At 37.0% G+C, this 21,745-nt stretch carries 21 protein-coding genes and 1 pseudogene; 12 read left to right on the top strand and 10 right to left on the bottom strand.

Annotated elements, in window-relative coordinates:
- Nucleotides 1-17: 17 nt before the first annotated feature.
- Genes ACTJIV_RS17045 through ACTJIV_RS17055 form a run of 3 tightly spaced genes read right to left on the bottom strand, consistent with a single transcriptional unit; the run spans nt 18 to nt 1,331 of the window.
- The gene (locus tag ACTJIV_RS17045) at nt 18-206 is read right to left on the bottom strand and encodes a bacteriocin (RefSeq protein ID WP_111956642.1); all 189 of its coding nucleotides are present in this window, start codon (nt 204-206) and stop codon (nt 18-20) included.
- Nucleotides 207-251: 45 nt separating this feature from the next.
- A complete protein-coding gene (locus tag ACTJIV_RS17050; protein ID WP_111956644.1) occupies nt 252-980 on the bottom strand; it encodes a hypothetical protein in 729 nt (242 codons plus the stop codon).
- Between the two features lie 51 nt (nt 981-1,031).
- Nucleotides 1,032-1,331, bottom strand: coding sequence for a TM2 domain-containing protein (locus ACTJIV_RS17055; protein ID WP_111956646.1), 300 nt, complete (start codon nt 1,329-1,331; stop codon nt 1,032-1,034).
- A gap of 236 nt (nt 1,332-1,567) precedes the next feature.
- On the opposite strand from ACTJIV_RS17055, the pseudogene lptB reads away from it, so the two are divergent.
- A pseudogene (lptB, locus tag ACTJIV_RS17060) lies at nt 1,568-2,293 on the top strand (LPS export ABC transporter ATP-binding protein); the annotation flags it as partial.
- Between the two features lie 511 nt (nt 2,294-2,804).
- Complete coding sequence (locus ACTJIV_RS17065) at nt 2,805-4,532, top strand: ABC transporter ATP-binding protein (protein WP_111956906.1); 1,728 nt, start codon at nt 2,805-2,807, stop codon at nt 4,530-4,532.
- A gap of 209 nt (nt 4,533-4,741) precedes the next feature.
- Here ACTJIV_RS17065 and ACTJIV_RS17070 read toward each other — a convergent pair whose 3' ends face one another.
- Both ACTJIV_RS17070 and ACTJIV_RS17075 read right to left on the bottom strand, forming a co-directional pair.
- The gene (locus tag ACTJIV_RS17070) at nt 4,742-5,206 is read right to left on the bottom strand and encodes a carboxymuconolactone decarboxylase family protein (protein ID WP_440628852.1); all 465 of its coding nucleotides are present in this window, start codon (nt 5,204-5,206) and stop codon (nt 4,742-4,744) included.
- Between the two features lie 77 nt (nt 5,207-5,283).
- Entirely contained in the window at nt 5,284-5,853 is a 570-nt protein-coding gene (locus ACTJIV_RS17075; protein WP_111956652.1) for a Crp/Fnr family transcriptional regulator, read from the bottom strand.
- A gap of 99 nt (nt 5,854-5,952) precedes the next feature.
- Here ACTJIV_RS17075 and ACTJIV_RS17080 point away from each other — a divergent pair, with 99 nt between their 5' ends.
- On the top strand, nt 5,953-6,906 hold the full coding sequence (locus ACTJIV_RS17080) for a helix-turn-helix transcriptional regulator (RefSeq protein WP_440628853.1): 954 nt from the start codon (nt 5,953-5,955) through the stop codon (nt 6,904-6,906).
- A gap of 222 nt (nt 6,907-7,128) precedes the next feature.
- Here the strand turns inward: ACTJIV_RS17080 and ACTJIV_RS17085 are convergent, their stop codons facing one another.
- Nucleotides 7,129-7,620 (bottom strand): DinB family protein, encoded by a 492-nt coding sequence (locus ACTJIV_RS17085; RefSeq protein ID WP_111956656.1) that lies wholly within the window; start codon nt 7,618-7,620, stop codon nt 7,129-7,131.
- A gap of 183 nt (nt 7,621-7,803) precedes the next feature.
- On the opposite strand from ACTJIV_RS17085, the gene ACTJIV_RS17090 reads away from it, so the two are divergent.
- From ACTJIV_RS17090 to ACTJIV_RS17115, 6 genes are all read left to right on the top strand, one after another.
- Complete coding sequence (locus ACTJIV_RS17090; RefSeq protein WP_111956658.1) at nt 7,804-8,388, top strand: hypothetical protein; 585 nt, start codon at nt 7,804-7,806, stop codon at nt 8,386-8,388.
- A 329-nt stretch (nt 8,389-8,717) separates the two neighbouring features.
- The gene (locus tag ACTJIV_RS17095) at nt 8,718-11,138 is read left to right on the top strand and encodes a TonB-dependent receptor plug domain-containing protein (RefSeq protein ID WP_440628854.1); all 2,421 of its coding nucleotides are present in this window, start codon (nt 8,718-8,720) and stop codon (nt 11,136-11,138) included.
- A 197-nt stretch (nt 11,139-11,335) separates the two neighbouring features.
- Nucleotides 11,336-11,905, top strand: a complete 570-nt coding sequence (locus tag ACTJIV_RS17100) for a cob(I)yrinic acid a,c-diamide adenosyltransferase (RefSeq protein WP_116010911.1) — start codon at nt 11,336-11,338, stop codon at nt 11,903-11,905.
- The gene (locus tag ACTJIV_RS17105) at nt 11,895-12,542 is read left to right on the top strand and encodes a thiamine diphosphokinase (RefSeq protein WP_440628857.1); all 648 of its coding nucleotides are present in this window, start codon (nt 11,895-11,897) and stop codon (nt 12,540-12,542) included. Before ACTJIV_RS17100 ends, ACTJIV_RS17105 begins: the two co-directional genes overlap by 11 nt.
- Nucleotides 12,539-13,414, top strand: coding sequence for a tyrosine-protein phosphatase (locus tag ACTJIV_RS17110; protein WP_440628859.1), 876 nt, complete (start codon nt 12,539-12,541; stop codon nt 13,412-13,414). The genes ACTJIV_RS17105 and ACTJIV_RS17110 overlap by 4 nt, the downstream gene beginning before the upstream one ends.
- Before the next feature lie 110 nt (nt 13,415-13,524).
- On the top strand, nt 13,525-14,916 hold the full coding sequence (locus ACTJIV_RS17115; protein ID WP_111956668.1) for an arginine decarboxylase: 1,392 nt from the start codon (nt 13,525-13,527) through the stop codon (nt 14,914-14,916).
- A 136-nt stretch (nt 14,917-15,052) separates the two neighbouring features.
- Here the strand turns inward: ACTJIV_RS17115 and ACTJIV_RS17120 are convergent, their stop codons facing one another.
- Nucleotides 15,053-15,712, bottom strand: coding sequence for an HAD family hydrolase (locus ACTJIV_RS17120; protein ID WP_440628860.1), 660 nt, complete (start codon nt 15,710-15,712; stop codon nt 15,053-15,055).
- A 159-nt stretch (nt 15,713-15,871) separates the two neighbouring features.
- On the opposite strand from ACTJIV_RS17120, the gene speB reads away from it, so the two are divergent.
- The 3 genes from speB to ACTJIV_RS17135 all read left to right on the top strand — a co-directional run bounded on the left by speB (nt 15,872) and on the right by ACTJIV_RS17135 (nt 18,545).
- A complete protein-coding gene (gene speB / locus ACTJIV_RS17125) occupies nt 15,872-16,729 on the top strand; it encodes an agmatinase (protein ID WP_111956672.1) in 858 nt (285 codons plus the stop codon).
- Nucleotides 16,730-16,798: 69 nt separating this feature from the next.
- Nucleotides 16,799-17,647, top strand: a complete 849-nt coding sequence (locus ACTJIV_RS17130) for a bifunctional helix-turn-helix domain-containing protein/methylated-DNA--[protein]-cysteine S-methyltransferase (RefSeq protein WP_336378813.1) — start codon at nt 16,799-16,801, stop codon at nt 17,645-17,647.
- A 286-nt stretch (nt 17,648-17,933) separates the two neighbouring features.
- Nucleotides 17,934-18,545, top strand: coding sequence for an alpha-ketoglutarate-dependent dioxygenase AlkB family protein (locus tag ACTJIV_RS17135; protein WP_336378812.1), 612 nt, complete (start codon nt 17,934-17,936; stop codon nt 18,543-18,545).
- Nucleotides 18,546-18,748: 203 nt separating this feature from the next.
- Here the strand turns inward: ACTJIV_RS17135 and ACTJIV_RS17140 are convergent, their stop codons facing one another.
- From ACTJIV_RS17140 to ACTJIV_RS17150, 3 genes are all read right to left on the bottom strand, one after another.
- Nucleotides 18,749-20,608, bottom strand: coding sequence for a CocE/NonD family hydrolase (locus tag ACTJIV_RS17140; protein ID WP_440628862.1), 1,860 nt, complete (start codon nt 20,606-20,608; stop codon nt 18,749-18,751).
- Nucleotides 20,609-20,812: 204 nt separating this feature from the next.
- Nucleotides 20,813-21,232 carry an SH3 domain-containing protein gene (locus ACTJIV_RS17145; protein WP_111956680.1) on the bottom strand — a complete coding sequence of 140 codons (420 nt, stop codon included), beginning with the start codon at nt 21,230-21,232 and terminating at the stop codon, nt 20,813-20,815.
- A 7-nt stretch (nt 21,233-21,239) separates the two neighbouring features.
- On the bottom strand, nt 21,240-21,728 hold the full coding sequence (locus tag ACTJIV_RS17150) for a BON domain-containing protein (protein WP_111956682.1): 489 nt from the start codon (nt 21,726-21,728) through the stop codon (nt 21,240-21,242).
- Nucleotides 21,729-21,745: the final 17 nt, after the last annotated feature.

Here is a 21,745-nt window from a genome sequence, read left to right on the forward strand (position 1 = left end):
TATTGTAAGAAATACTCTTAGTTGTGTCCGAAGCATGTGTAATAATCGCGATCACCCGGTTGAATAGGATTTTCGCCTCCATTATCATTTACACAAACATTGGTAGGACATAAGTACCATCCAGCAGGGCAATTACCGTTGGCATCAGGAAATCTGATGCTTCCTCCGCTGATGTTCTTTAGTTCTTTTTTCGTTAACTTTTTCATGAAAAATATTTTATAGGTTAGTGAAACTAAAATAGTAAAAATTTATCACATGATGTTGAAATCTTTTCCTTTTGTGAATTTTGCTGCAAAAGGAGCCTGGTTTCCGGAGTATTTCAAAACAAAATGTTTCTTGGTATCCGTATTTATTTTAGCATCCACTTCTACATTCTGTGTCTGAAAACTCACCTCTAACCCCACTCCCGATTCTTTTTCAAGGAAGATTTCTACACTTTCAGCATAAAACAGGGAGGTGCTCAGATAATTGAACTTAATATTCTTTCTATAGGTTTTAGATTTACTTTGTGTAAATAGAGAATAATTTTTCAGAATCTCAATTCCGGGAGAATCAATGTTGGTAACTCGGGATTTGGTTACGCCGTTTACTCTCACTGAAAAGCTTTTGGCGTTTTTAATATTTCCGTTCACCCCGATATTGAATAAAGACGGAAGCGACAGGCCGTATTCAACCATGCTCTCTTTTGTGAATTCAAAATCAGGGATCAGTGCAGGATGTTTAGGCGTATTAATCAGCTGCTCCTTTACTGTATTAAGAGCATCCCCCGAAAACAGGTATCCGATAAGGTTGTTTCCTGTAGTTCGCCAGTTTCTCCCGTTCCATTCGAAAATCTCACAAAGGAGTGTATCTGTGGATGAATGGGGAAGAAGATCCATATCCTGCCATTTGAAAACTTCCTTGGCATAAGGTCTTCTGTCGACAATATTAATACCCAGATCCAGCGCAAGAAGATCTGTCAGGTCTTGATTACTTTCCATATTATTTTAATTCTTGGTTTGGTCGTATAAAATTATGAAATAAAATAATTCTTACAACCAGCCTTTTCTTCCGTAAACATAAGTATCATCAAACTGCTTATCGCTCATGAACAGGTATAGAATCCCTTCAATAAAAGGAATAATAGAGGCTGCTCCTAAAGTGACAATATTAAGGACAAGCTGAATTACACCTTCTTTCGTATAGCCAAGATAGAATTTATTCAACGCCAGCCAGCCTACGAGAATTCCCAGTATTGCTGCCGGAATTTTCTTTTCCGAACGGTAAGGAACATTATTCTGCTGATTTTGATTCTGGGTACCTTCTGTTTTTGTATAACCGTAATTTTCCATTGTTAATTTATTTGTGATGAGTAAAATGATTTCTCAATACGTCGGATAAAACCCTTAAGAGTTACAGAATAGCAGTTTAAATAATTACTTTCACTAATGTTTTCTTGCTGAGGAGATTCGGAGTTTTATAAGGCCTGACCTATAAACAATATAAAAATTAAGATTATTCGCTTAAAAACGACAGGTACATTTCATAATCTAAAATTTGAATTCAAAAAAACTTTATCTTTGCTCCTATGATTTTACGAGGAGAAAACTTAATCAAAGAATACGGTCCTAAAAAAGTAGTAAAAGGCGTTTCTGTACAGGTTCAACAGGGAGAAATTGTTGGTTTGCTTGGTCCCAACGGAGCAGGAAAAACCACTTCGTTTTACATGATCGTAGGACTGGTTAAGCCTACTTCAGGGAAAATTTTCCTGGATAAACAGGAGATCACTACCGATGCCATGTATCGCCGTGCTCAAAAAGGAATCGGGTATCTGGCACAGGAAGCTTCAGTTTTCAGAAAGCTGTCTGTAGAAGACAATATTATGGGTGTTTTGCAGCTTACAAAGCTTTCAAGGCGTGAGCAGCAGATTAAATGTGATGAGCTGATTGAAGAGTTTTCACTGCAGCACGTACGTAAAAACAGAGGTGACCTTCTTTCGGGTGGGGAAAGACGTAGAACCGAAATTGCACGCTGCCTGGCCACAAGCCCTAACTTTATTCTTCTCGATGAACCTTTTGCCGGAGTAGACCCCATTGCGGTGGAAGATATCCAGAAAATTGTAAGAAGCCTGGTAGATAAAAATATCGGAATTCTGATCACGGACCACAACGTACAGCAAACCTTAGCCATCACCAATAAAACATACATCATGTTTGAAGGAAAAATCCTGAAAGAAGGGCTTCCGGAAGATCTTGCCAATGATCCGCAGGTAAGAGAGGCCTATCTTGGTGAGAACTTTGTGTACCAGAGTATTTTAGACAAACCGAAAAAGAAAAAGTACATTTATAATATCTGGGCAGGTAACTTCGATTCTAAAGCGCAGCTGCAGGGATTTGTAGATGATCACTTTGGACAGTATGACGATCTGAGACTGATGTACGGATTTGAAGACATCAGCTTCGCATCGCTTGCCAATTCTGAGATCGAACATATTTTCAATGATGTAGTAGATAAAAATGCTAATAATTCATTCGTTTTCCAAAGAAAAGAACTTACCTCACAATATCCTCTGGAGCAGGCGCAGGCTGAATCCAAAGCCGCCAGCAAACCAGAGCTGCATTACCTTACAACCTATTTTTACGAGGGATAAAAATCACATCTGTAATAAAAGCATTTGCTGAAAAATAGAATTAAACGTACCTTTTCTCTCGGAAACGGTACGTTTTTTAGTTAAAATAACTCTTATGGCAAAACCCTTTAACAGAACAGTTACTTTATTCGGGATCTACAAACAGCTCGTTCCATTTATAAAACCTTACCGTTTGATGATTTACGGGACGCTCTTTCTCACTTTTTTAGGAGCTCTCGCAGCACAGGTCAATCCTATTGTATTAAAATATACGGTGGATGAGGTAACAGAGCTTACCCATCTTCCGCATCCGATGTCTGAGGGTATTCATATTCTGGTGGTGATCTCCATTATTTTGCTTGGAAAAGAACTGCTTAATATTTTTATCAACTTCGGACAGAAATTTTACGGTGAAAAAATAAGGATCAATGTAAGCTCCGTTCTGGCTCAGTCTGCTATTGATAAAATACTGATGTACCGGGTGGCCTATTTCAATGATGAGAATCATGAATCCGGGAAATTACAGATCAGAATAGACCGCGGAATAGAAAGTTTAACAAGGCTGGTACAGAATTTTTTCATCGATATACTGCCGCTTTTTTCCAATGCCATTATTGCCCTGATCATCATGTATATGCAGAATGTATATGTAGGGATGGTTTCTACGATCATTGTCCCTATTTATTTTTATATAAGTTCACTACAGGCAAAAAAGCTTGGAGGAGTTCGCCGCCAGCTTAGAAATCAAAGGGAGAGAAAAACTTCAGGGCTTTTGAATCTGATCAATTCTATTATGGTGATCAAAAGCTTTGTCCGTGAAAAATTTGAAGGAAAAAAACAGTACGACCTGCAGATGGAACTGATGGAAAGCCAGATGTTCACCAGAAAAACCAACTTTATTTATGATGGTTTAAAAACATTCATAGAGCAGTTCGGTGTGGTTTTAATTATTCTTTTGACTGTTTATCTGGTGCTGGATCAGCAGATGACCATTGGGGCGATCATGCTGCATATCATGCTGTTCAATAATATATCAGCACCTATACGCCAGCTGCATAGGATTTATGACGATATGAACGATGCCATGATCTATGCTGAAGGCTATTTTGAAATCCTTAATGCAGACGATGAGAAAGAACCGAACGGAACTTTTATAGAAAAAGAAATCAAAGGGAATTTTGAATTAAGAAATGTAGATTTCAGCTATCCGAACGGAACAAAAGCCCTGCACGACGTATCTATGAAAATAGAGAACGGAAAAACTACTGCATTAGTAGGGTTGAGTGGGGCCGGAAAATCAACGGTGATTAATCTTCTCTGTAAATTTTACCTTCCGGATTCCGGAGAAATATTACTGGATGGAGTCAATTTAAATAATTTTGACAATACCTTCCTGAGGGACGATCTTGGTCTGGTATTGCAGAAAAATCATATTTTTCAGGGAAGCATTGAAGACAATATCCGGTATGGTGATATGAATGCCAGTTTCGAGGAAATTCAGGCAGCGTCAAAAAAAGCCTATCTTCATGATCAGATTCTGGATCTTCCAGATGGTTATCAGCACGATGCTACCCAGCTTTCCGGTGGCCAGCAGCAGAGAATTGCCATTGCCAGATTATTCCTGAAAGATCCACCTATTATTTTCCTGGATGAACCAACTGCCAGTCTGGATGCTATTGCTACTGAACAGATCAAAAATTCATTGGATGCCATCAAAGAAGGCCGTACCGTGGTTATTATCTCTCATTCACTGTCGCAGATCCTGGATTCTGACACTATTTATGTGATGAAAAAAGGAAGGGTAGTGGAGAGCGGAACTCATGATGAGCTGGTTCAGATGAATGGAACATACCGTGAGATTTTCGATGCTTCTGCCAGAAGCTTAAATCTGGATAAGCTGGTGAATTCTTTTAAAGATAACTGATCTTATGCTTTTTATTTCTCGCAGATCATACAGGCTCCGCGTATTTTAATTAATGAATCTGCCAAATCTGCTTAATCAGTGAGAGAATATATATTTTCTATAGTAAACTTTTGAGGGCTTAAATAGAGATTAAACGCAAGATTTTATGGTAAGACTCCATATTTAAAAGTTCTCACCATAAAACTTTGCGTTAAAAAAATACAATCAATTTACTGTGCTTTTTCAGCAACCTGATAAGCACCTACATCCGCTCCAAAAGCAATATTGATTCTATTATAACTATTGATCGCAATCACAGCCATGGTAAGATCCAGCATTTCAGTTTCAGAAAAATATCTGCTGACTTCCGAATAAATTTCGTCAGGGATTTCTTTACCATTTAAAGAGGTTAAACTTTCAGCCCAAAGCAATCCGGCTTTTTCTCTGTCTGTGTAAAAAGAGCATTCTCTCCATGCGCTTACCAGAAAAATTCGTTGTTCAGTTTCACCTTTGGCTCTTAATTCCTTGGAGTGCATATCCAGGCAGAAAGCACATCCGTTTATCTGGGAAACACGGAAATACAGAAGCTCCAGAAATGAACTGTCGAGTGATGAATGCTGTACCTGAAACCCCATATTGTGGAGGGCGTTTACAGCTTTGTTTCCCATTGCAAATGCATTGATTCTTTGTGACATAATAATTGGTTTTTTGATTAATTATGAAACAAATGTAGACCGGAATTTTCCGGAATTTTTTAACATTTGATAAAAAACTATTTCTGTGCTCTGATCCGGCTTAAAGAAACCTGAGTGATCCCGATATAATCTGCCATGTCCCCAAGACTGATTCTTTGGATAAGATCAGGTCTTTGCTTCAGAAAATTGTTGTATCGTTTTTTACCGTCGTCCTCAAGCATTTCGCTGATCCGTCCCATCATATTGATCGGAGCTTTTGAATACAGTTTACTGAAAAGTGTTTCCGCCGTATGGTATTTCTTACATAGTTCCTCAATAACATTTTTGTGTATGCGCAAAACTTCACATGGCTCCAGTGCAACGATCATATATTTTGAAGCACTGCCCGTCAGAAAACCGTTCAGTTCTGTGAAAAAAGAATTTTCTGCAAAAAAAGTCATGATAAAATCTTTATCGCCGTTATCAAAAAACAGCTTTACCAGACCTTTCTCAAGAAAATAAAAATACCTGCAGGTTTCATCTCCTTTTAAAAGAAAGTCACCTTTTCTGTAAGTTTTTGCTTCTAAATTTGATGTCAGAGCTTCCATTACAGATTGTTCCGGTTTTATAATACTTTCAATGGTTTGAGTGAAACGGGGAGAATTCATATTCAACAATATTGTTTATAAAGAAATTAAATATAATAAAAAAGCACCTAAATTTATATTCTGTACACCAAAAAAGATTGATAGATTTGCCATAACAATATGAACGATCACTATCTTAAAAAACTCGACAGAGTAACGGCTATTCTCACACAATTACAGTCAAAACCGACCGTAAGGGCACAGGACCTTGCTGCAAAATTTGATGTCAGCATCCGTACGATCTACCGGGATGTGAAAACGCTGGAAAATGCCGGAATTCCCATTATAGGAGAAGCGGGAAACGGCTATTCCCTGATGGACGGTTATAAGCTTCCGCCCATTATGTTTACAAAAGAAGAGGTATTGAGCTTCATCACTGCGGAAAAACTAATGCAGAAATTTTCTCACCAAAGCCTTGGAAGCCATTACCAGATGGCCATGGAGAAAGTCCGCTCTGTGCTTCGGAATTCAGATAAAAACCTGATCCTGAATATTGAAAAACAGATCGATGTTTATAATCACCATCCACAGACAAATGATACGATCAAAAATGTGATACCCACCATTCTGGAAAGTATTGCAGATAAAACACAGCTGATTATTGAATATAAAACAGTTGATTCCCGGGTGACGAACAGAACCATTGAAGCTGTTGGTATTTTCTTTGAATTCAATTATTGGTACATTATGGCTTTCTGTACCATGAGAAAAGATTTCAGGCAGTTTCGTGTTGACAGGATTCTGCAGATTTTCAAAACCCAGAACCCTTTTTCCCAGGAATACGGACAGATCAATGATTACAGAAGGTATTCAAGCGGAGAGAAAACAAGGGTCAGGCTTTTAGTTGAGAAAAAAATAATAGGACATATCGTAAATTCCAGGAGATATTATGGGTTTATTGAAGAAACGGAAACGGAAAATGGAATGGAAATGATCTTTGATACAGAATGGATAGATGAAGGTTTTCCGAGGTGGCTGATCACTTTTGCAGATTATGCAACTATCTTGGAGCCGGAATCATTAAAAACAAAGCTCAGAAATTTGGCGGAAAATATTTCAAAAAGATTGGAATAAAAAACATAAACTCGGGCTTCACATTCGTGAAGCCCGAGTTTTAGAAATTTATATCATCTGAATAAAAAATTTCACTTCAACTGAATGACAAAAATCAGAAACAACAAAATCGGGGTGTCTATACTTAATGAATGGATAATTTGAATAATTTTGATTCTGCTGTTTCATCTTTTTGCCTGGATTGAATTATCATTTTCAGTCTAAATAAAGGCATTAATGATCCTAAAATCTCTCCCAAAAAAAAGGAGGTTCAATTCCTAATGCTCTCAGATAGGTATAACCCTGTCCGCGGTGATGAATTTCATTATCCACGAAATAAAGAATATTCTGATATACCGGGAATTCATACTGTCCGAATAAATTGAAGGTTTCCTGGAAACGCTCTTCAGTAATCAGGCTGAAATAATGGTTGATCACTTCTGTTTCTTCATCCCATTTTTTCAGGATATCTTCTTTTGTTTTTGGGTTGAATCCTTCCTCATTATAGGCTTCCATGTTTTTATCAACTATTCCTTTCAAAGCAGATCCTCCGATACTGATCAGTTCTACTGCCAGCTTTGCGAAAGGTCTCATGCCTCCTACAGAGAATTCAAATAATTCTTTTTCAGGAAAAGCTTCTATTACTCTTCTTGTCAGATTTCTGTGTCCTTGCCAGTGCTCTAATAATTGATCGGATGTCATGAACTGTTTTGTGGCTGTTGCTGTAGTTGTCATAATTGTATTGTTTAGTTTGTTATTGTTGATACAAAGGTATGACAGCATTATGACAACAGTTTGTCAGTAGGATTTTTGATATTAAAAAAATATTTTATTTCTTTATTAAAATATCTATACCTGTTTTTCCGTTAGAGAGAAAATGTATGGGTAAAAAAAATTGATCCCTATTAGAATTTTAAAATGAAGAAGTATATTTTACCTGTTATTCCAGCTCTTTTATTACTGTCATGTAATAAAATCGAAGAAAAAATCGACCAGACTGTTCAGAAAACTACTGAAACTGTACAGCAGAAAGCTCAGCAGGCAGTTGAAGAAACAGTGAAGAAAACAGTCAGTGAATCAATTAATTCTTTAACGAATTCCCAGGATGTAAAGTTCAGCCAGGTATTTCCCGATGATGGAAAGCCTGTAGTTTCAGAAGAGACCGGAAAGAAATTTAAATTCCCTAACGGTTCCGAAGGCTATATTTTCAAATATAAATCGGATATCGCAGTACTGCTTCCTTTTCTGGAAAAGCAGCCTTCTTCCGACGAAAACAAATCAGACAAAACAGCCCGTAAAATAGACGGACAAAGCATCATTGACAAAATAAGCTTTGTCTCTAAATTCCTTCCTGAAAATACTATTGATACCAGTTTCCTGGAGGATATCAAAAACGATAAAAATATAGAATATTATAAGCTGAAAAGGTTTCCCAACAACAGTACAATAATCTATAACCCCAAAAACCAGACCGTCATACAATATGTAGAGGTAAATAAATAATTTGTAAGTGACCGGATTTTTCCGGTCATTTTTTGTACACAGTCATTGCGAACTATTCGCGAAGCAATCTTAATCTGTTGAAAACTACATATTAGAAGGAAATCATTTTTATTTCTAATGTCTACTAATCACTTTTTCAGACAGAATAGGAAGTTATTACTATTTCTTTTACAGATTATTAATAAGCTACTTAATGTTTTGTAAATCAATTCTTAATTTTTATAGGATAATATGTTTTGCATAAGTTGGGAAAGGGATTTTTATTATATTTTTATTTTTTGTGTTTAATATTGATATTTTTACTAGATTTATTGAATTATTAACAATATATGAAAAGAAAATTATTTAATAAAAAAATCTGTGTATTAGTATTAAGCGGAGCGGGTACTATGGTATATGCTCAGGAAGGTGTAAAAGAAAATAGTATAGATGAAGTTGTGGTTACTACAGGTAGAACTAAACCTAGAACCATCATTACATCAGCAATTCCTATTGATAATATTTCGGCAGTACAGCTAAAATCCACAGGACAAATTACTTTTGATAAAGCTTTGACGTACTCGGTACCATCTTTTAATTCATCACAGCAAACCGTTTCTGATGCAACGGCTCATTTTGATCCGGCAGATTTAAGAGGATTAGGGCCTTCCAGAACATTAGTTTTGGTTAATGGTAAAAGAAAAAATCAAAGCGCTTTAATTTATGTAAATGATACGCCGGGAAAAGGTGAGGTAGGTACGGATCTGAAGAGTATTCCATCTGCCGCCTTACAGAATGTAGAAGTATTGAGAGATGGTGCATCTGCACAATATGGCTCTGATGCTATTGCAGGAGTGATCAATATTATTCTTAAGAACAGCGTTGGAAAAAGTACAGTCAATCTTTTTTCAGGTATTACTTCAGAAGGAGACGGCTTTAATATCGGAGCAGATTTTAATACAGGAATCAGAGTTGCAAAAAATGGAAGTTTGAACCTTACATTGGGATATTCTTCCCAAAATAAAACTAACCGCGCAGGTTCTGTTACAAAAGATGAACTTTTTGGTGTTGATAATGCCTGGACGCAGGCTAATCCTGGTTTAGGAATGATTATAGGGCAGCCGGAGACAAAAGTGGCCAATATGTTTGTAAATTTTGAATTGCCAACAGGTGAAACAGGCAAGTTTTATGCTTTTGGTGGTACAACTTACAGGAATGGAACTAGTTTTGGCTTGTATAGAACACCCTATTGGGTAACTTCAGATTTTGGTTTATTAACTCCAAAAGGGCAACCTTATAATGGATTTCAGCCGGAATTTAAAACGGATGTTTATGATTATAATTTAACCTCCGGGTGGAAGGGAATGTTTGGAAAATGGAGTTTTGATGGGAGTGCAACTTTTGGCTCTAATGCAGTAGATTATGTTGTAGGAAACACGATTAATACGTCTTTGGGAGCAAATTCACCAACCCGTTTTAAAGCAGGTGGTCATCAGTTTAGTAATATTATAGGAAATATAGACATCAACCGAAATTTTGGTGCATTTGTTTTAGGAGCTGGTGTTGAAGTACGTAATGAAAACTATCAGGCGAAGGCAGGAGAAGAGGCATCTTATATAGGAAGTGGTGCAGAATCGTTTCCAGGACTGCAGTCTCAAAATGAAGTCAATAAAAATCGTCAGAATATTGGAGCTTATATGAATGCTGAATGGGATGTTACGAAAAACCTGTTACTTGGAGGAACTGTGAGATATGAAAATTTCAGTGATTTTGGAAATAATGTTTCCTGGAAAGGAAATGCAAGATACAAGTTGTTAGATGATAAATTAGTTTTCCGTGGGTCTGTTTCTACAGGATTTCGGGCACCTTCATTACACCAGATTTATTATTCCAATGTTCAAACCAAAATTACAGGGAATACGGTAGCTAATCAGGGTACTTTTAACAATGACTCTCAAATTGTAAGATCTGATCTTGGGGTACAAAAATTAAATGCTGAAAAAGCCTTTAACATTACTGGGGGATTTGCCATAAAACCCTTTAAAAACCTGACGATTACAGCAGATTATTATAGAATAAAAATTAAAGACCGGGTACTTTTCTCAGGAGATATTGGTTACAAAACCGGTGCTCCGGGTAGTCCGGATATAACAAACCCTGTGGAAGTAATATTAGATAATAATAAAATAACCTCCTTGAAGTTTTTCACTAATGCTGTAAATACAGTTACTGAGGGGATAGATTTCGTAGCTAATTATTATACTTCCGCTATTGGCAAAGGAAGATTGGGAGTTATTGCTGCTTTCAATTATAACGAAACTAAAATAGTAGATAATATTGCCGTTCCGCCTATTTTGGCTGAAAATGGTTACTCGGAAAACTTTTTTGATAGAAAAGAACAATCTAGAATTACCTCTGCAAGGCCAAAAACAAAAACTATTCTTAGTCTTTCGTATGACATTTCAAAGTTTAACTTTAACCTTAATAATACTTATTTTGGTTCTGTTACATGGCAGCATGCAACTGATCCTGTCAAAGATCAGACATTTTCCGGTAAAGTAATTACTGACATCGTTTTAACGTATAAAATCACCAAAGATCTTAAAGTTTCCGGAGTCGTAAATAATTTATTTAATATTTATCCGGATGTAATAGACAGCAAAGGCGATGTAGTAACAGATCTTGGAGGAAGGTTCAAATATCCTTGGGAGGTGAATCAGTTCGGATTTAACGGAACAACTTTTCAGCTCAATGTTAATTATACTTTTTAATCTATAAATAAAGGAACTGGCGTTTGCTTTGTCATGCTTACCAAAGAGGAAGCAATCTCAAAAGATGTAAAAACCCACATGTACAAATATTAACTGACATTAATTCCTAATGTCAGTTAATCATTTTTTCAGATAGAATAGGAAGTTATTACTACATTTTACTTTTTACATTGTACAAAAAAAAGTACTTTAGTAGTATGAAAATTTATACAAAGACAGGAGATAAAGGTCAGACTGCATTATACGGCGGAACAAGAGTTTCCAAAGCCAGTGCAAGAGTGGACAGCTACGGAAATATAGACGAGCTTAATTCATTCATTGGTATTTCTAAAAGTCATATTGAAGATGAAGAGGTTCTAAAACAGTTGAAGAAAATTCAGTTTGATCTGTTTACGGTAGGCTCAGAAGCTGCAACGCCGGTTGATAAATTAATGTTGGCCAACGGAAAATCCCGTTTGCCACTGATTATTTCAGACACTGAGATCGAAGAGCTGGAGCAGTGGATGGATGCTTTTGAAGAAAAGCTGGAGCCCCTTCAATACTTTATTCTTCCCGGTGGTGGAAAATCTGCAACATTTTTACATGCTGCAAGAACCATCTGCAGAAGAGCGGAACGATCTCTGGTTTTCCTGAATGAATCTGAAGAAGTACGTCCAGAGCTCATCAAGTACCTGAACAGGCTTTCTGATTACCTTTTTGTTTTAGCAAGATATATTTCAAAAATCAACAACGAACCGGAAGAATACTGGAATCCGAATGAAAGATAAAGCATTACTTTTCATCAACGGAGACCATCCCAAAACTTTTCCAAACCCGGATCAGTATGGCTTAATTGCCTGCACGGATGGCGCTTTTCATTATCTGAAGCAGTTGGGTTTTCCTTTAGACAAGCTGGATTTTATTTCCGGTGATTTCGATTCCCATTCAGGAGCAGATGAAGATGTTTACCAGGAAAAATTTATTCTTACCCTGGATCAGGACAAAACAGATTTTCATAAAGCTTTGGAAATTATTTTAGAAAGGGGATGTCTTTCTGTAGATGTTTTCGGGGGAAGTGGCGGCGAGCAGGATCATTTTTTAGGGAACCTTACCGTTGCTTATGCATTTAAAGACCGGTTGGGGATAAAATTCTATGATGATTTTTCTGAATATTATTTTGTCCCGCAGGATTTTAAAATAAAAGGAGTTAAGAATAGAATGATCTCATTGTATCCTTTTCCGTCGGTTGAAAATATAACAACAACAGGATTGAACTGGCCTTTGGCGAACGGGAATTTAAGTATCACTTCAAGAATAGGAACAAGAAATTTTGCGGTTGAAGATGAAGTTTCCATTCAGTATCAGTCCGGAGATCTGTTGTTTTTTGTAGGAATTAATGAAATAGAATATCCCGGAATATATTGAAACAATTCATAAAGATATCGGTTCTGCTTATCGCAGCATTTTGTGTTTTTTCCTGTAAAACACAGGATTTTATCCAACCTGAATATGGGAAAAATAAATCAGGGAAATCTATTGAAATCAAAAAAGTATACAATTTCAGAACAGTCGGGAATATTAAAAATACTGAAGGCAGAACTTTAAAAGCAGGAAAATTTTACAGAAGTGGTCATCTTCACCAATTGAGGAAAAGATCCTTCAAAGAAATGCAAAGCCTGGGAATAAAAGAAGTCATTGATCTTAGAAATTCAAAAGAAATATCTGATAAGCCGGATCAGCTTCCCGATGACATCATTTATAAAAAATATTCAGCCTTTAAAGATGAGGGAGACCAGCTGACCAAAGCTAAAAAGCTTGTTTTAAAAGGAAAAGTTAATGGTTCCGATGCTGATAAAAGAATGATTGATTTCTACCGTGAATATATAACGGAAAACCCGGAAGTGATCAAAAAAATCATCACTGAAATCCTGGAATCCGATCAGCCGGTTCTCTATCACTGTACCGCAGGAAAGGACAGAACAGGAATCACAACGGCTTTAATTCTGACTATTCTAAAGTTTGATAAAGAAACAATTTACAATGATTATCTTTTATCCAATAATTACAGAGAGAAATTGGTCCTGAAAAGACTAAATCTGGCAAATAATCTACATTTTCTATATCCCAAGATGGATGTGAAGGTCCTTGAAAAACTGAGCTGGGTAGAAATCGCTTATCTCGATGCAGCTTTTGATGAAATCAATAAGAAATATGGTTCCACCGACACTTATATTCAACAGGTATTGGGAATTTCGGCAGATAAGAGGGAAGAATACATTAAGAAGTTTACAAATTAATAATCTGTTCAGGTTTTTGTCTGATCCTGTTTTGAAATTTATAATAAATTTAACGCTTAAAAATCAAACTTTTTTAGCAATTTTGCATTTCGTAATTCACTTGTCAAGAAATGAAAATAAAGTACTCGGAACTTATTGATCAGACATTATATTTTCCTACGGAAGAATTTAATGTTTCTGAGAACAATTTGTTATTTCACGATGTTCCTTTAATGGAAGTCGTTGAAAAATTTGGCACCCCGCTAAAAATTAGCTACCTGCCAAGAATTTCTCAAAATATCCAGAAGGCGAAAAGCTGGTTTAAGGAAGCTTTTGAGAAAGCCGAATATAAAAAGAATTATACCTACTGCTACTGTACAAAATCCAGTCATTTCAATTTTGTGCTGGAAGAAGCTCTTAAGAACGATATCTCTATCGAAACTTCTTCAGCATATGATATGGACATTGTAAAATCTCTTTATGAGAAAGGAAAAGTAGATAAAAATATTGAAGTCATTTGTAATGGATTCAAAACCGATGATTATCTGGTGAAAATTTCAGAAATGATCAACAGCGGTTTTGAAAATATTACCCCAATCCTGGATAACTACCGTGAGCTGGATAAGCTTACCGAAAGTATAGATACCACTTTCGATATCGGGATCAGAATTGCTTCAGAGGAAGAGCCTAAATTTGAATTCTATACCTCAAGATTAGGAATCGGGTATAGAGATATTATCCCTTACTACAGCCAGAAAATCGCTGAGCATCCGAATGCAAGGCTGAAAATGCTTCACTTCTTCATTAATACAGGAATCAAAGACACAGCTTATTACTGGAACGAATTATATAAATGTCTCCGTGTATACGCACGTTTGAAGAAGATTGCTCCGGAAGTGGATTCACTGAACATTGGTGGTGGTTTCCCGATCAAAACATCTTTAAACTTCGAGTACGATTATCAATATATGGTAGAGGAAATCGTTTCTCAGATCAAAAAGTTCTGTGAAGAAGAAGGAGTAGAAGAACCTAATATTTATACAGAATTCGGAAGCTTTACCGTAGGGGAAAGCGGTGCAAACCTTTATAAAATCATCTCTCAGAAGCGTCAGAATGACAGAGAGAAGTGGAATATGATCGATTCTTCATTCATGACCACACTTCCTGATACATGGGCAATTTCAAGACACTTTATCATGCTTCCATTGAACAGATGGGAAGATACTTATGAAAGAGTATTCTTAGGAGGACTAACCTGTGATTCAGATGATTATTATAATTCTGAACAGCATACGAATGCAATCTATCTGCCGGTTTTCAGCGATACAAAGCCTCTGTATATCGGATTTTTCCATACAGGAGCGTATCAGGAAACAATCGGAGGATATGGTGGAGTTCACCACTGTCTGATGCCTCAGCCGAGACACGTCCTGATCCAGAAAGACGAAAACGGAGAACTTCAGTACGAAATTTTTCGTGAAAAACAGGAACCTGAAGATATTCTGAAAATTCTGGGTTACTAGTATAACGAGGAATGGGAGTGATAAAGCAATCTCATCTTAATACTCTTAACAATTTAAATTGCTTCTTAATGTTTCAATTTTAATCATTAAGATTTTTGTGAAAAATAAAGCTCTCAACATTTGAGAGCTTTTTCTTTTAAAAATATTTTGAAAGCTTATCCAGCTCCAGTTCTTCATAATCTGTAACTACGATATCCGCTAAAGTATAATCCTGATTTTTGGAATGCGGGCTTCTGTAGGCGGCGCAGAAAATTTTCGCCCTGTTGGCGGCAAGGATCCCGTTGGTGGAATCTTCAATAACCATGCAGTTTTCTACCGGTTCTTCTGCCATTTGTGCTGCGAGAAGAAATACTTCAGGATGAGGTTTGGATTCCTTTAGAGCGGCACCGCTTATTTTCCCGCTGAAATAATCTTCAAGCCCGAATTTCTCAAAAACCATATTGATGGTCGTCATTGTAGCCGAAGAAGCGAGGATAAGTTTAATGTCGTTTTCATGATAATGTTGGATCAATTCCCTTACTCCCGGAATCAGATCAAATTCCTCATCATTATCAAAATAATCTTTGAAGTATGATCTTTTAATGCCGGCAATGGCTTCGTGAGTTTGGCTTAAACCATATTTATGAATCAGCGTTTCACAGACTCTTTTTGTGGAAGCTCCTGTGAAAGAAGTGTAAAGATCTTCGGAAACAGCAATTTCCAGTTCGTTGAAGGTGGCAAAATAAGCTTTTCTGTGCAGTGGTTCCGTATCTACAATAACCCCGTCCATATCGAAAAGAACAGCTTTTAAGGACATATTTTGTTTTTTACAAAAATAACTTTTAAAATTTAAACATTAAAAAGATTTTAGAATTAAAAAATTCGGAGCTCATCACTCTTGATTTATAACTCAACGACTATTTGTATCTTTGTGAAATCATTTAATCTTTAAATCATTTAAATTTTTAAATAAAACATGAGAACATACGCAGGAATTCCTGAAGAAAATGCAACGCTAGAGAACTCTAAAGTAATGCTGGTAACTGTTCCTTACGATGGAACTTCAACATGGGGAAAAGGAGCTGATAAAGGCCCTGAATTATTCTTAGATGCTTCAGAAAACATGGAGCTTTATGATATTGAAACAGGAACTGAGCCTTTCCTTGACGGTGTATATCTGGCAGGAGAAATTTCTGAAAATTCAAGTCCTGAAGCAATGACAGAAGCCGTTTACCAAAAAACAAAAGAGCTTTTGAACAACGAAGGAAAAGTATTTACACTTTTTGGAGGGGAGCACTCGGTTTCTATCGGTTCTATCCGTGCGGTAGGAGAGAAGTTTGAAAATCTTACAGTCCTTCAGCTGGATGCTCATACCGACCTGCGTCCTGAATTCCATGGGTCTACTTCTAACCACGCATGTGCGGTTTTTGAAGCGAATCAGAAGCATAACCTGGTTCAGGTGGGAATCCGTTCCATGGATGCTGAAGAAGCTCAATATCTGCCGGAAGGAAGAGTATTTTTTGCCCATGAGATCGCGAACAATGACAACTGGATCAATGATGTTTTAGAAAAAGTTTCAGGAAACGTATATATCACCATCGACCTTGATGCTTTTGATCCGTCAATTGCTCCTTCTACAGGTACTCCGGAACCAGGTGGACTTCAGTGGTACCCAACTCTGGAATTGTTGAGAAAAGTATTTGAAAAATGTAATGTAGTGGCGTTCGATATTGTAGAATTAATGGATTCTCCGATGGCTAAGCCAACAGCTTTCTTAGCAGCTAAATTATATTATAAAATGCTTGCTTACAACCATATTTATAACAATAACTAAAATTCCGCAAGAATCAGATTTTTTCTGCCCTATATTCTTTGGAAATTTGTGAGGTAAAAAAGAAATAGTATGTCCGCACAAAGTCAGATAGATTATAACAGAATTGCCAAAGCGATAGAATATATCCAGAGCAATTTCAGGCTTCAGCCAAGTTTGGAGGAAGTGGCAGAGAATATTCACTTGAGTCCGGCTCATTTCCAGAAGATATTTACAGAATGGGCAGGAACAAGTCCTAAGAAATTTTTACAGTTCATCAGTCTTGAACATGCTAAAAATTTGCTGAAGGAAGAGAAAGCGACTTTATTTGATACCGCTTACGAGACGGGACTTTCCAGCACAAGCAGGCTTCATGACCTGTTTGTGAATATAGAAGGAATGTCTCCTGCGGAATATAAAAACGGCGGAAAAAGCCTGAACATCAATTACAGTTTTTCCAAAAGTCCTTTTGGATATGTAATGGCAGCATCTACGGAAAAAGGGATCTGCTATATGGCTTTTGAAGACGATAAAGAAACAGCATTGGGGAATTTATATGCTAAATTTCCCAATGCTTCTTTTTTTGAAAAACAGGATGCCCTGCAGAAAAATGCCCTCTCCATATTTGATAAAGACTGGACGAAGCTGAACACGATTAAACTTCATCTAAAAGGAACAGATTTTCAGCTTAAAGTATGGGAAAGTCTTCTTTCTATTCCAATGGGGAAACTTTCCACCTATGGAAATCTTGCTGAGAAAATAGGAAACCCGAATGCCTCAAGAGCTGTTGGAACAGCGATTGGCAGCAACCCTGTAGCTTTTCTTATTCCATGTCACCGTGTGATCCAGTCTACCGGAAATATTGGAGGTTACCGATGGGGTAGCGGAAGAAAGCAGCTGATCGTGGGGTGGGAAAGCTCGCAGGTTTACGCTGGAGATTAGATTCCGTGTTGCCTTAATCTGATTTAAGTTTTGGCTAAAGCCAGATTGATGTTTTTATTTATAAAACGGACTAAAGTCCGTTCCTTTTGATGTAAATACTGCAAATCATATATTTAAAATATTATTACAGAATAAAAATCTTAGTTTTTTTCAAAAACTTAAGTGCAATTTATTCAATGTTTTAATAATAGCTTAAAAACTAAAGTGTTAAAAAATTTTACGACTTTTATGGTTAAAGAATTAATTAAAAGTTACTAATCCATTATACTTTTTACAAATCAAAATCATGAACAGCCTGTTTGAAGAAATATCAGAATATCCTTTGAATATTCTTCCGCATGACGGAACCGTCCATTATTATGGAAAAGTTTTTAGTAAGGAAAAATCAGATTTTTTCTATAATTATCTATTGAATCAGATTCCATGGGAAAACGATGAGGCGATGATCTTCGGAAAATTAATTTTAACAAAAAGAAAAGTAGCCTGGTTTGGAGAAAAAGCCTTTGAATATACCTATTCAAAGCGGACAAAATTGGCGAAATTCTGGACTCCGGAACTGTTAGAATTAAAGAAAAAATGTGAAGAGGTTTCAGGCGAAACTTATAATTCCTGTCTCCTCAATTTATATCACGACGGAAGTGAGGGAATGGCATATCACAGCGATGGCGAAACCGATCTTAAGAAACACGGTGCTATTGCTTCCCTGACTTTTGGGGCGGAAAGAAAGTTTTTATTTAAGCATAAAACAACCAAAGAGAAAGTAGAAATATTTCTTGAAAACGGAAGCCTTCTGATCATGAAAGGAACAACTCAGGAAAACTGGCTGCACAGACTGCCACCGACCACCAAAGTGAAAACGCCACGGGTGAATCTTACGTTCAGAACGATTGAGGAATAAAAAAAGATGATAGTTTCGGGAGCCTCAGCCACCATCTTTTTGGACAGAAATTATTAACGTCTGTTGACTGAGGTTCTTGAAGTCAGCCGGTCCATAATAAAAAATCAGGTCGCTGAGGTTTCCCAAGCGACCGGATTTTTATGTTTTCTGATATATATCTATACTTGACTGGTGACTGAGGTTCTCGAAGCTACCATTTCTTTCTATTTCAATACTTCAGCTTCAATAGAGCTGTCATTATACACCTTGATGAAGGCTTTCGTATAGTCGTCTTTCGTTGCAAAATTTGGATTCTCCATAAATTTCTGAGGGTTGATGGCAAAAAGCGGCCACCAGGTGCTGCTGATCTGGATCTGGATCTTGTGTCCTTTTTTGAAAGTATGCATCACATCCTGCAGCCTGAAATTCACTGCAGTTTTCTGGTTGGGAACCAATGCTTCTCCCTTTTCTCTTGAATTTCTGAATCTGGCAGGCATGATCTCACTTCTTACCATTTGATGGTAGTTTGGATAAATCACACCGTCTTTCTTCTCTGCAGGCTTAAAATCTTCAGGGTAAACATCAATCAGCTTTACTGCAAAATCTGCATCTGTAGAAGTGGAAGCAATATTCAGTTTAGCCATAATCTCTCCCGCAAAACTGATGTCTTCCGTTAAAACATCTGTTGTAAAGGTTAAAACATCGGGTCTGCCAACTGCAAATCTCTGATCTTCCGACATATAATTTTTAGGAGTAAAACCATTGAAGTCTTTCAGATTGTCAGAGCTTAAGACCGGATTATTCGGGTCGCTGTAGTATTCTGAAAAGCCTTGTCCTGCTGTTTTTTTCAATGTTCCGTCAGTTAAATAAAAACTGATTTTCTGGGCATTCTTCGGAGGATAAGAGGCAAATTCTCTCCATTCTTTAGATCCTGTATCATACATCAGAGCTTCCGGAAGCCCAGCATCCTCTTTTGTGTTTCCTTTTAAATAATGATTGAAAAATTTAGTTTCAATATTTTTCTGATAATACGTTGCAATGCTATCTCCAAAATAGATTTGGTTGTGGAAATGTTTTCCCTGCTCCTGTGCCCATGCTCCGTGAGAGAAAGGACCCATCACAATGGTGTTTTTAGCTTTCGGGCTTGTCTTTTCTATGGTTTTGTAAATATTCAGTGGTCCTGAAAGATCTTCTGCATCAAACCAGCCTCCAACAGTCATTACGGCATGGTTTACATTCTTTAAATGGGGAAGAAGACTTCTTTTCTGCCAGTATTCATCATAGTTAGGATGGTTCATAATCTCCGTCATAAAGAAGTTGTTCTTGTAGTATTTTTCGTAGCCATCCTTTAAAGTTCCCATATCTCTATAGAACTTAAGGCCGTCTTCCGAAGTTTGCTTTACGAAAGTATCCATATACCAGGCTTTGTTTTCAGGCTTTGTCTTCTGAATCCCGAAAACAGGGAAGGTTCTGAAATATCCCAGCATGAATCTGCCGTTGTGAAGAAAATCATCATTCCAGAAGTCCGAAATAGGAGCCTGGGGAGATGAAGCTACCAAAGCCGGGTGCTGTGCCAGTATGCCTGCCGCTGTATAAAATCCCGGATATGAAGTTCCGTATTGTCCTGCCTTACCGTTATTGTCTTTGATATTCTTTAAAAGCCATTCTATGGTATCATAAGTATCCGTGCTTTCGTCCACATCTTTTTTGGTTTTGCGGTCCACCTGAGGGGTCATATTGGTAAAAGTACCTTCACTCATGTATCTTCCGCGGACATCCTGGAAGACAAAAATATACTTATCCTTCATCAGGAACTGGTTAGGCCCCAGTTTGGTTCTGTATTCATTTTCTCCGTAAGGAGCAATGCTGTAGCAGGTTCTCTGCATCAGGAAAGGATATTTGTTCTTATTTGAAATATCTTTCGGAATATATACCGCTGTGAAAAGCTTTACTCCGTCACGCATTGGGATATAGAATTCCTTTTTGGTGAAATTATCTTTTACGAAAGTATCCTTCTGGTCTGTACTCTGTGCAATTCCAAGGATAAAAAAGAAAATAAATAAAATTGAAATATGGATCTTCATAAATAAAATTTACCGCTAATTTAGAAATAAAATGGCTTTAATATACCTTATAGACACAATCTTTCAATGGAAAATAGAAGGAAATAAAAAACTATAAAGCTCTCAAAGTATAAACACTTGCCGGATCTGTGGGGAATTATAAAAAAAACATCCCCATTTGGGGATGTTTCGTAAATATTTATTGAAGATTAACTATTTGAAAAATTAAGCTTTTAAATATCTTGAATAAGCATAACCTTCCTGACCGTCATCAGTTTTCACTTTCCACCAGTCATCAGAAGTCTGCTCAATCAAAGTTACCGATGATCCTTTTGCAGCTTTTCCTACTACAGCAGCCTCAGTAGAAGGCTCCTGTCTGATGTTCAGATTAGAATCTTCCGTAGCTACCGTTAAAGAAGCTCCTGAAGTTAATCCTGCTACCTGTACATCAATATTGATATCTGAAGCCGAATAAGTAGAATCAATAGTTCCTAAAGCATTCCATACTGCATCTTTCGCTGCTGTGCTGGAAGCATTTCCAGTAACATAAAGAATACCATCCTGCTCCTGAACCTGAAGGTTAGAAATTCCTGCAGACTGAGCTGCTGAAACTACACTTGAATATTTATCTTGTAATGTGCTCATCTTAAAATTATTTTACCACTAGGTTATTGTTATACTTTCCGATTTTCAAAGCATCTACAGATTCTTTGATTTTTCTTGCCTGAGGGCCTGAAACATTTCCTGTAAGCGTAAGTTGTCCGTTTACAACCTCTACTTTTACAGATGGGAAATCTTTAACAGCATCCTGAACTTTTTTCTGAACCGCCGGATCTACAGCAGATGCTGTTTCCACTGGTGCAGCTGTAACCGGAGCAGCTACAGTAGACATATCCATCACTTCTTTTACACCATTAATTGCTTTTAATTTTGCAATCATAGCATCTTTAGACTGCTGATCTTCGAAAGTTCCGCTTAAATGAGCTACTCCTTCTTTTACTTCTACAGAAGCATTGGGATTAGAAGTTACCACAGTTGTAGCCTGAGTCTGAAGATCGGCATCTGAAATTTTCTTTTTGCAAGACACCGCTCCAAAAGATATAGCTACAGCTAATGCAGCCATTGCGATAGTTTTTTTCATAGTTGTATATTTATTAA

This window comes from Chryseobacterium sp. 22532 (assembly GCF_052044665.1).
Classification (GTDB): Bacteria; Bacteroidota; Bacteroidia; order Flavobacteriales; family Weeksellaceae; genus Chryseobacterium; species Chryseobacterium lathyri.

Bases quoted from the DNA above. Each gene is read 5' to 3' on its own strand.
- ACTJIV_RS17045 (WP_111956642.1), bottom strand. From the start codon at position 206: ATGAAAAAGTTAACGAAAAAAGAACTAAAGAACATCAGCGGAGGAAGC.
- ACTJIV_RS17050 (WP_111956644.1), bottom strand. From the start codon at position 980: ATGGAAAGTAATCAAGACCTGACAGATCTTCTTGCGCTGGATCTGGGT.
- ACTJIV_RS17055 (WP_111956646.1), bottom strand. From the start codon at position 1,331: ATGGAAAATTACGGTTATACAAAAACAGAAGGTACCCAGAATCAAAAT.
- ACTJIV_RS17065 (WP_111956906.1), top strand. From the start codon at position 2,805: ATGATTTACGGGACGCTCTTTCTCACTTTTTTAGGAGCTCTCGCAGCA.
- ACTJIV_RS17070 (WP_440628852.1), bottom strand. From the start codon at position 5,206: ATGTCACAAAGAATCAATGCATTTGCAATGGGAAACAAAGCTGTAAAC.
- ACTJIV_RS17075 (WP_111956652.1), bottom strand. From the start codon at position 5,853: ATGAATTCTCCCCGTTTCACTCAAACCATTGAAAGTATTATAAAACCG.
- ACTJIV_RS17080 (WP_440628853.1), top strand. From the start codon at position 5,953: ATGAACGATCACTATCTTAAAAAACTCGACAGAGTAACGGCTATTCTC.
- ACTJIV_RS17085 (WP_111956656.1), bottom strand. From the start codon at position 7,620: ATGACAACTACAGCAACAGCCACAAAACAGTTCATGACATCCGATCAA.
- ACTJIV_RS17090 (WP_111956658.1), top strand. From the start codon at position 7,804: ATGAAGAAGTATATTTTACCTGTTATTCCAGCTCTTTTATTACTGTCA.
- ACTJIV_RS17095 (WP_440628854.1), top strand. From the start codon at position 8,718: ATGAAAAGAAAATTATTTAATAAAAAAATCTGTGTATTAGTATTAAGC.
- ACTJIV_RS17100 (WP_116010911.1), top strand. From the start codon at position 11,336: ATGAAAATTTATACAAAGACAGGAGATAAAGGTCAGACTGCATTATAC.
- ACTJIV_RS17105 (WP_440628857.1), top strand. From the start codon at position 11,895: ATGAAAGATAAAGCATTACTTTTCATCAACGGAGACCATCCCAAAACT.
- ACTJIV_RS17115 (WP_111956668.1), top strand. From the start codon at position 13,525: ATGAAAATAAAGTACTCGGAACTTATTGATCAGACATTATATTTTCCT.
- ACTJIV_RS17120 (WP_440628860.1), bottom strand. From the start codon at position 15,712: ATGTCCTTAAAAGCTGTTCTTTTCGATATGGACGGGGTTATTGTAGAT.
- speB (WP_111956672.1), top strand. From the start codon at position 15,872: ATGAGAACATACGCAGGAATTCCTGAAGAAAATGCAACGCTAGAGAAC.
- ACTJIV_RS17130 (WP_336378813.1), top strand. From the start codon at position 16,799: ATGTCCGCACAAAGTCAGATAGATTATAACAGAATTGCCAAAGCGATA.
- ACTJIV_RS17135 (WP_336378812.1), top strand. From the start codon at position 17,934: ATGAACAGCCTGTTTGAAGAAATATCAGAATATCCTTTGAATATTCTT.
- ACTJIV_RS17140 (WP_440628862.1), bottom strand. From the start codon at position 20,608: ATGAAGATCCATATTTCAATTTTATTTATTTTCTTTTTTATCCTTGGA.
- ACTJIV_RS17145 (WP_111956680.1), bottom strand. From the start codon at position 21,232: ATGAGCACATTACAAGATAAATATTCAAGTGTAGTTTCAGCAGCTCAG.
- ACTJIV_RS17150 (WP_111956682.1), bottom strand. From the start codon at position 21,728: ATGAAAAAAACTATCGCAATGGCTGCATTAGCTGTAGCTATATCTTTT.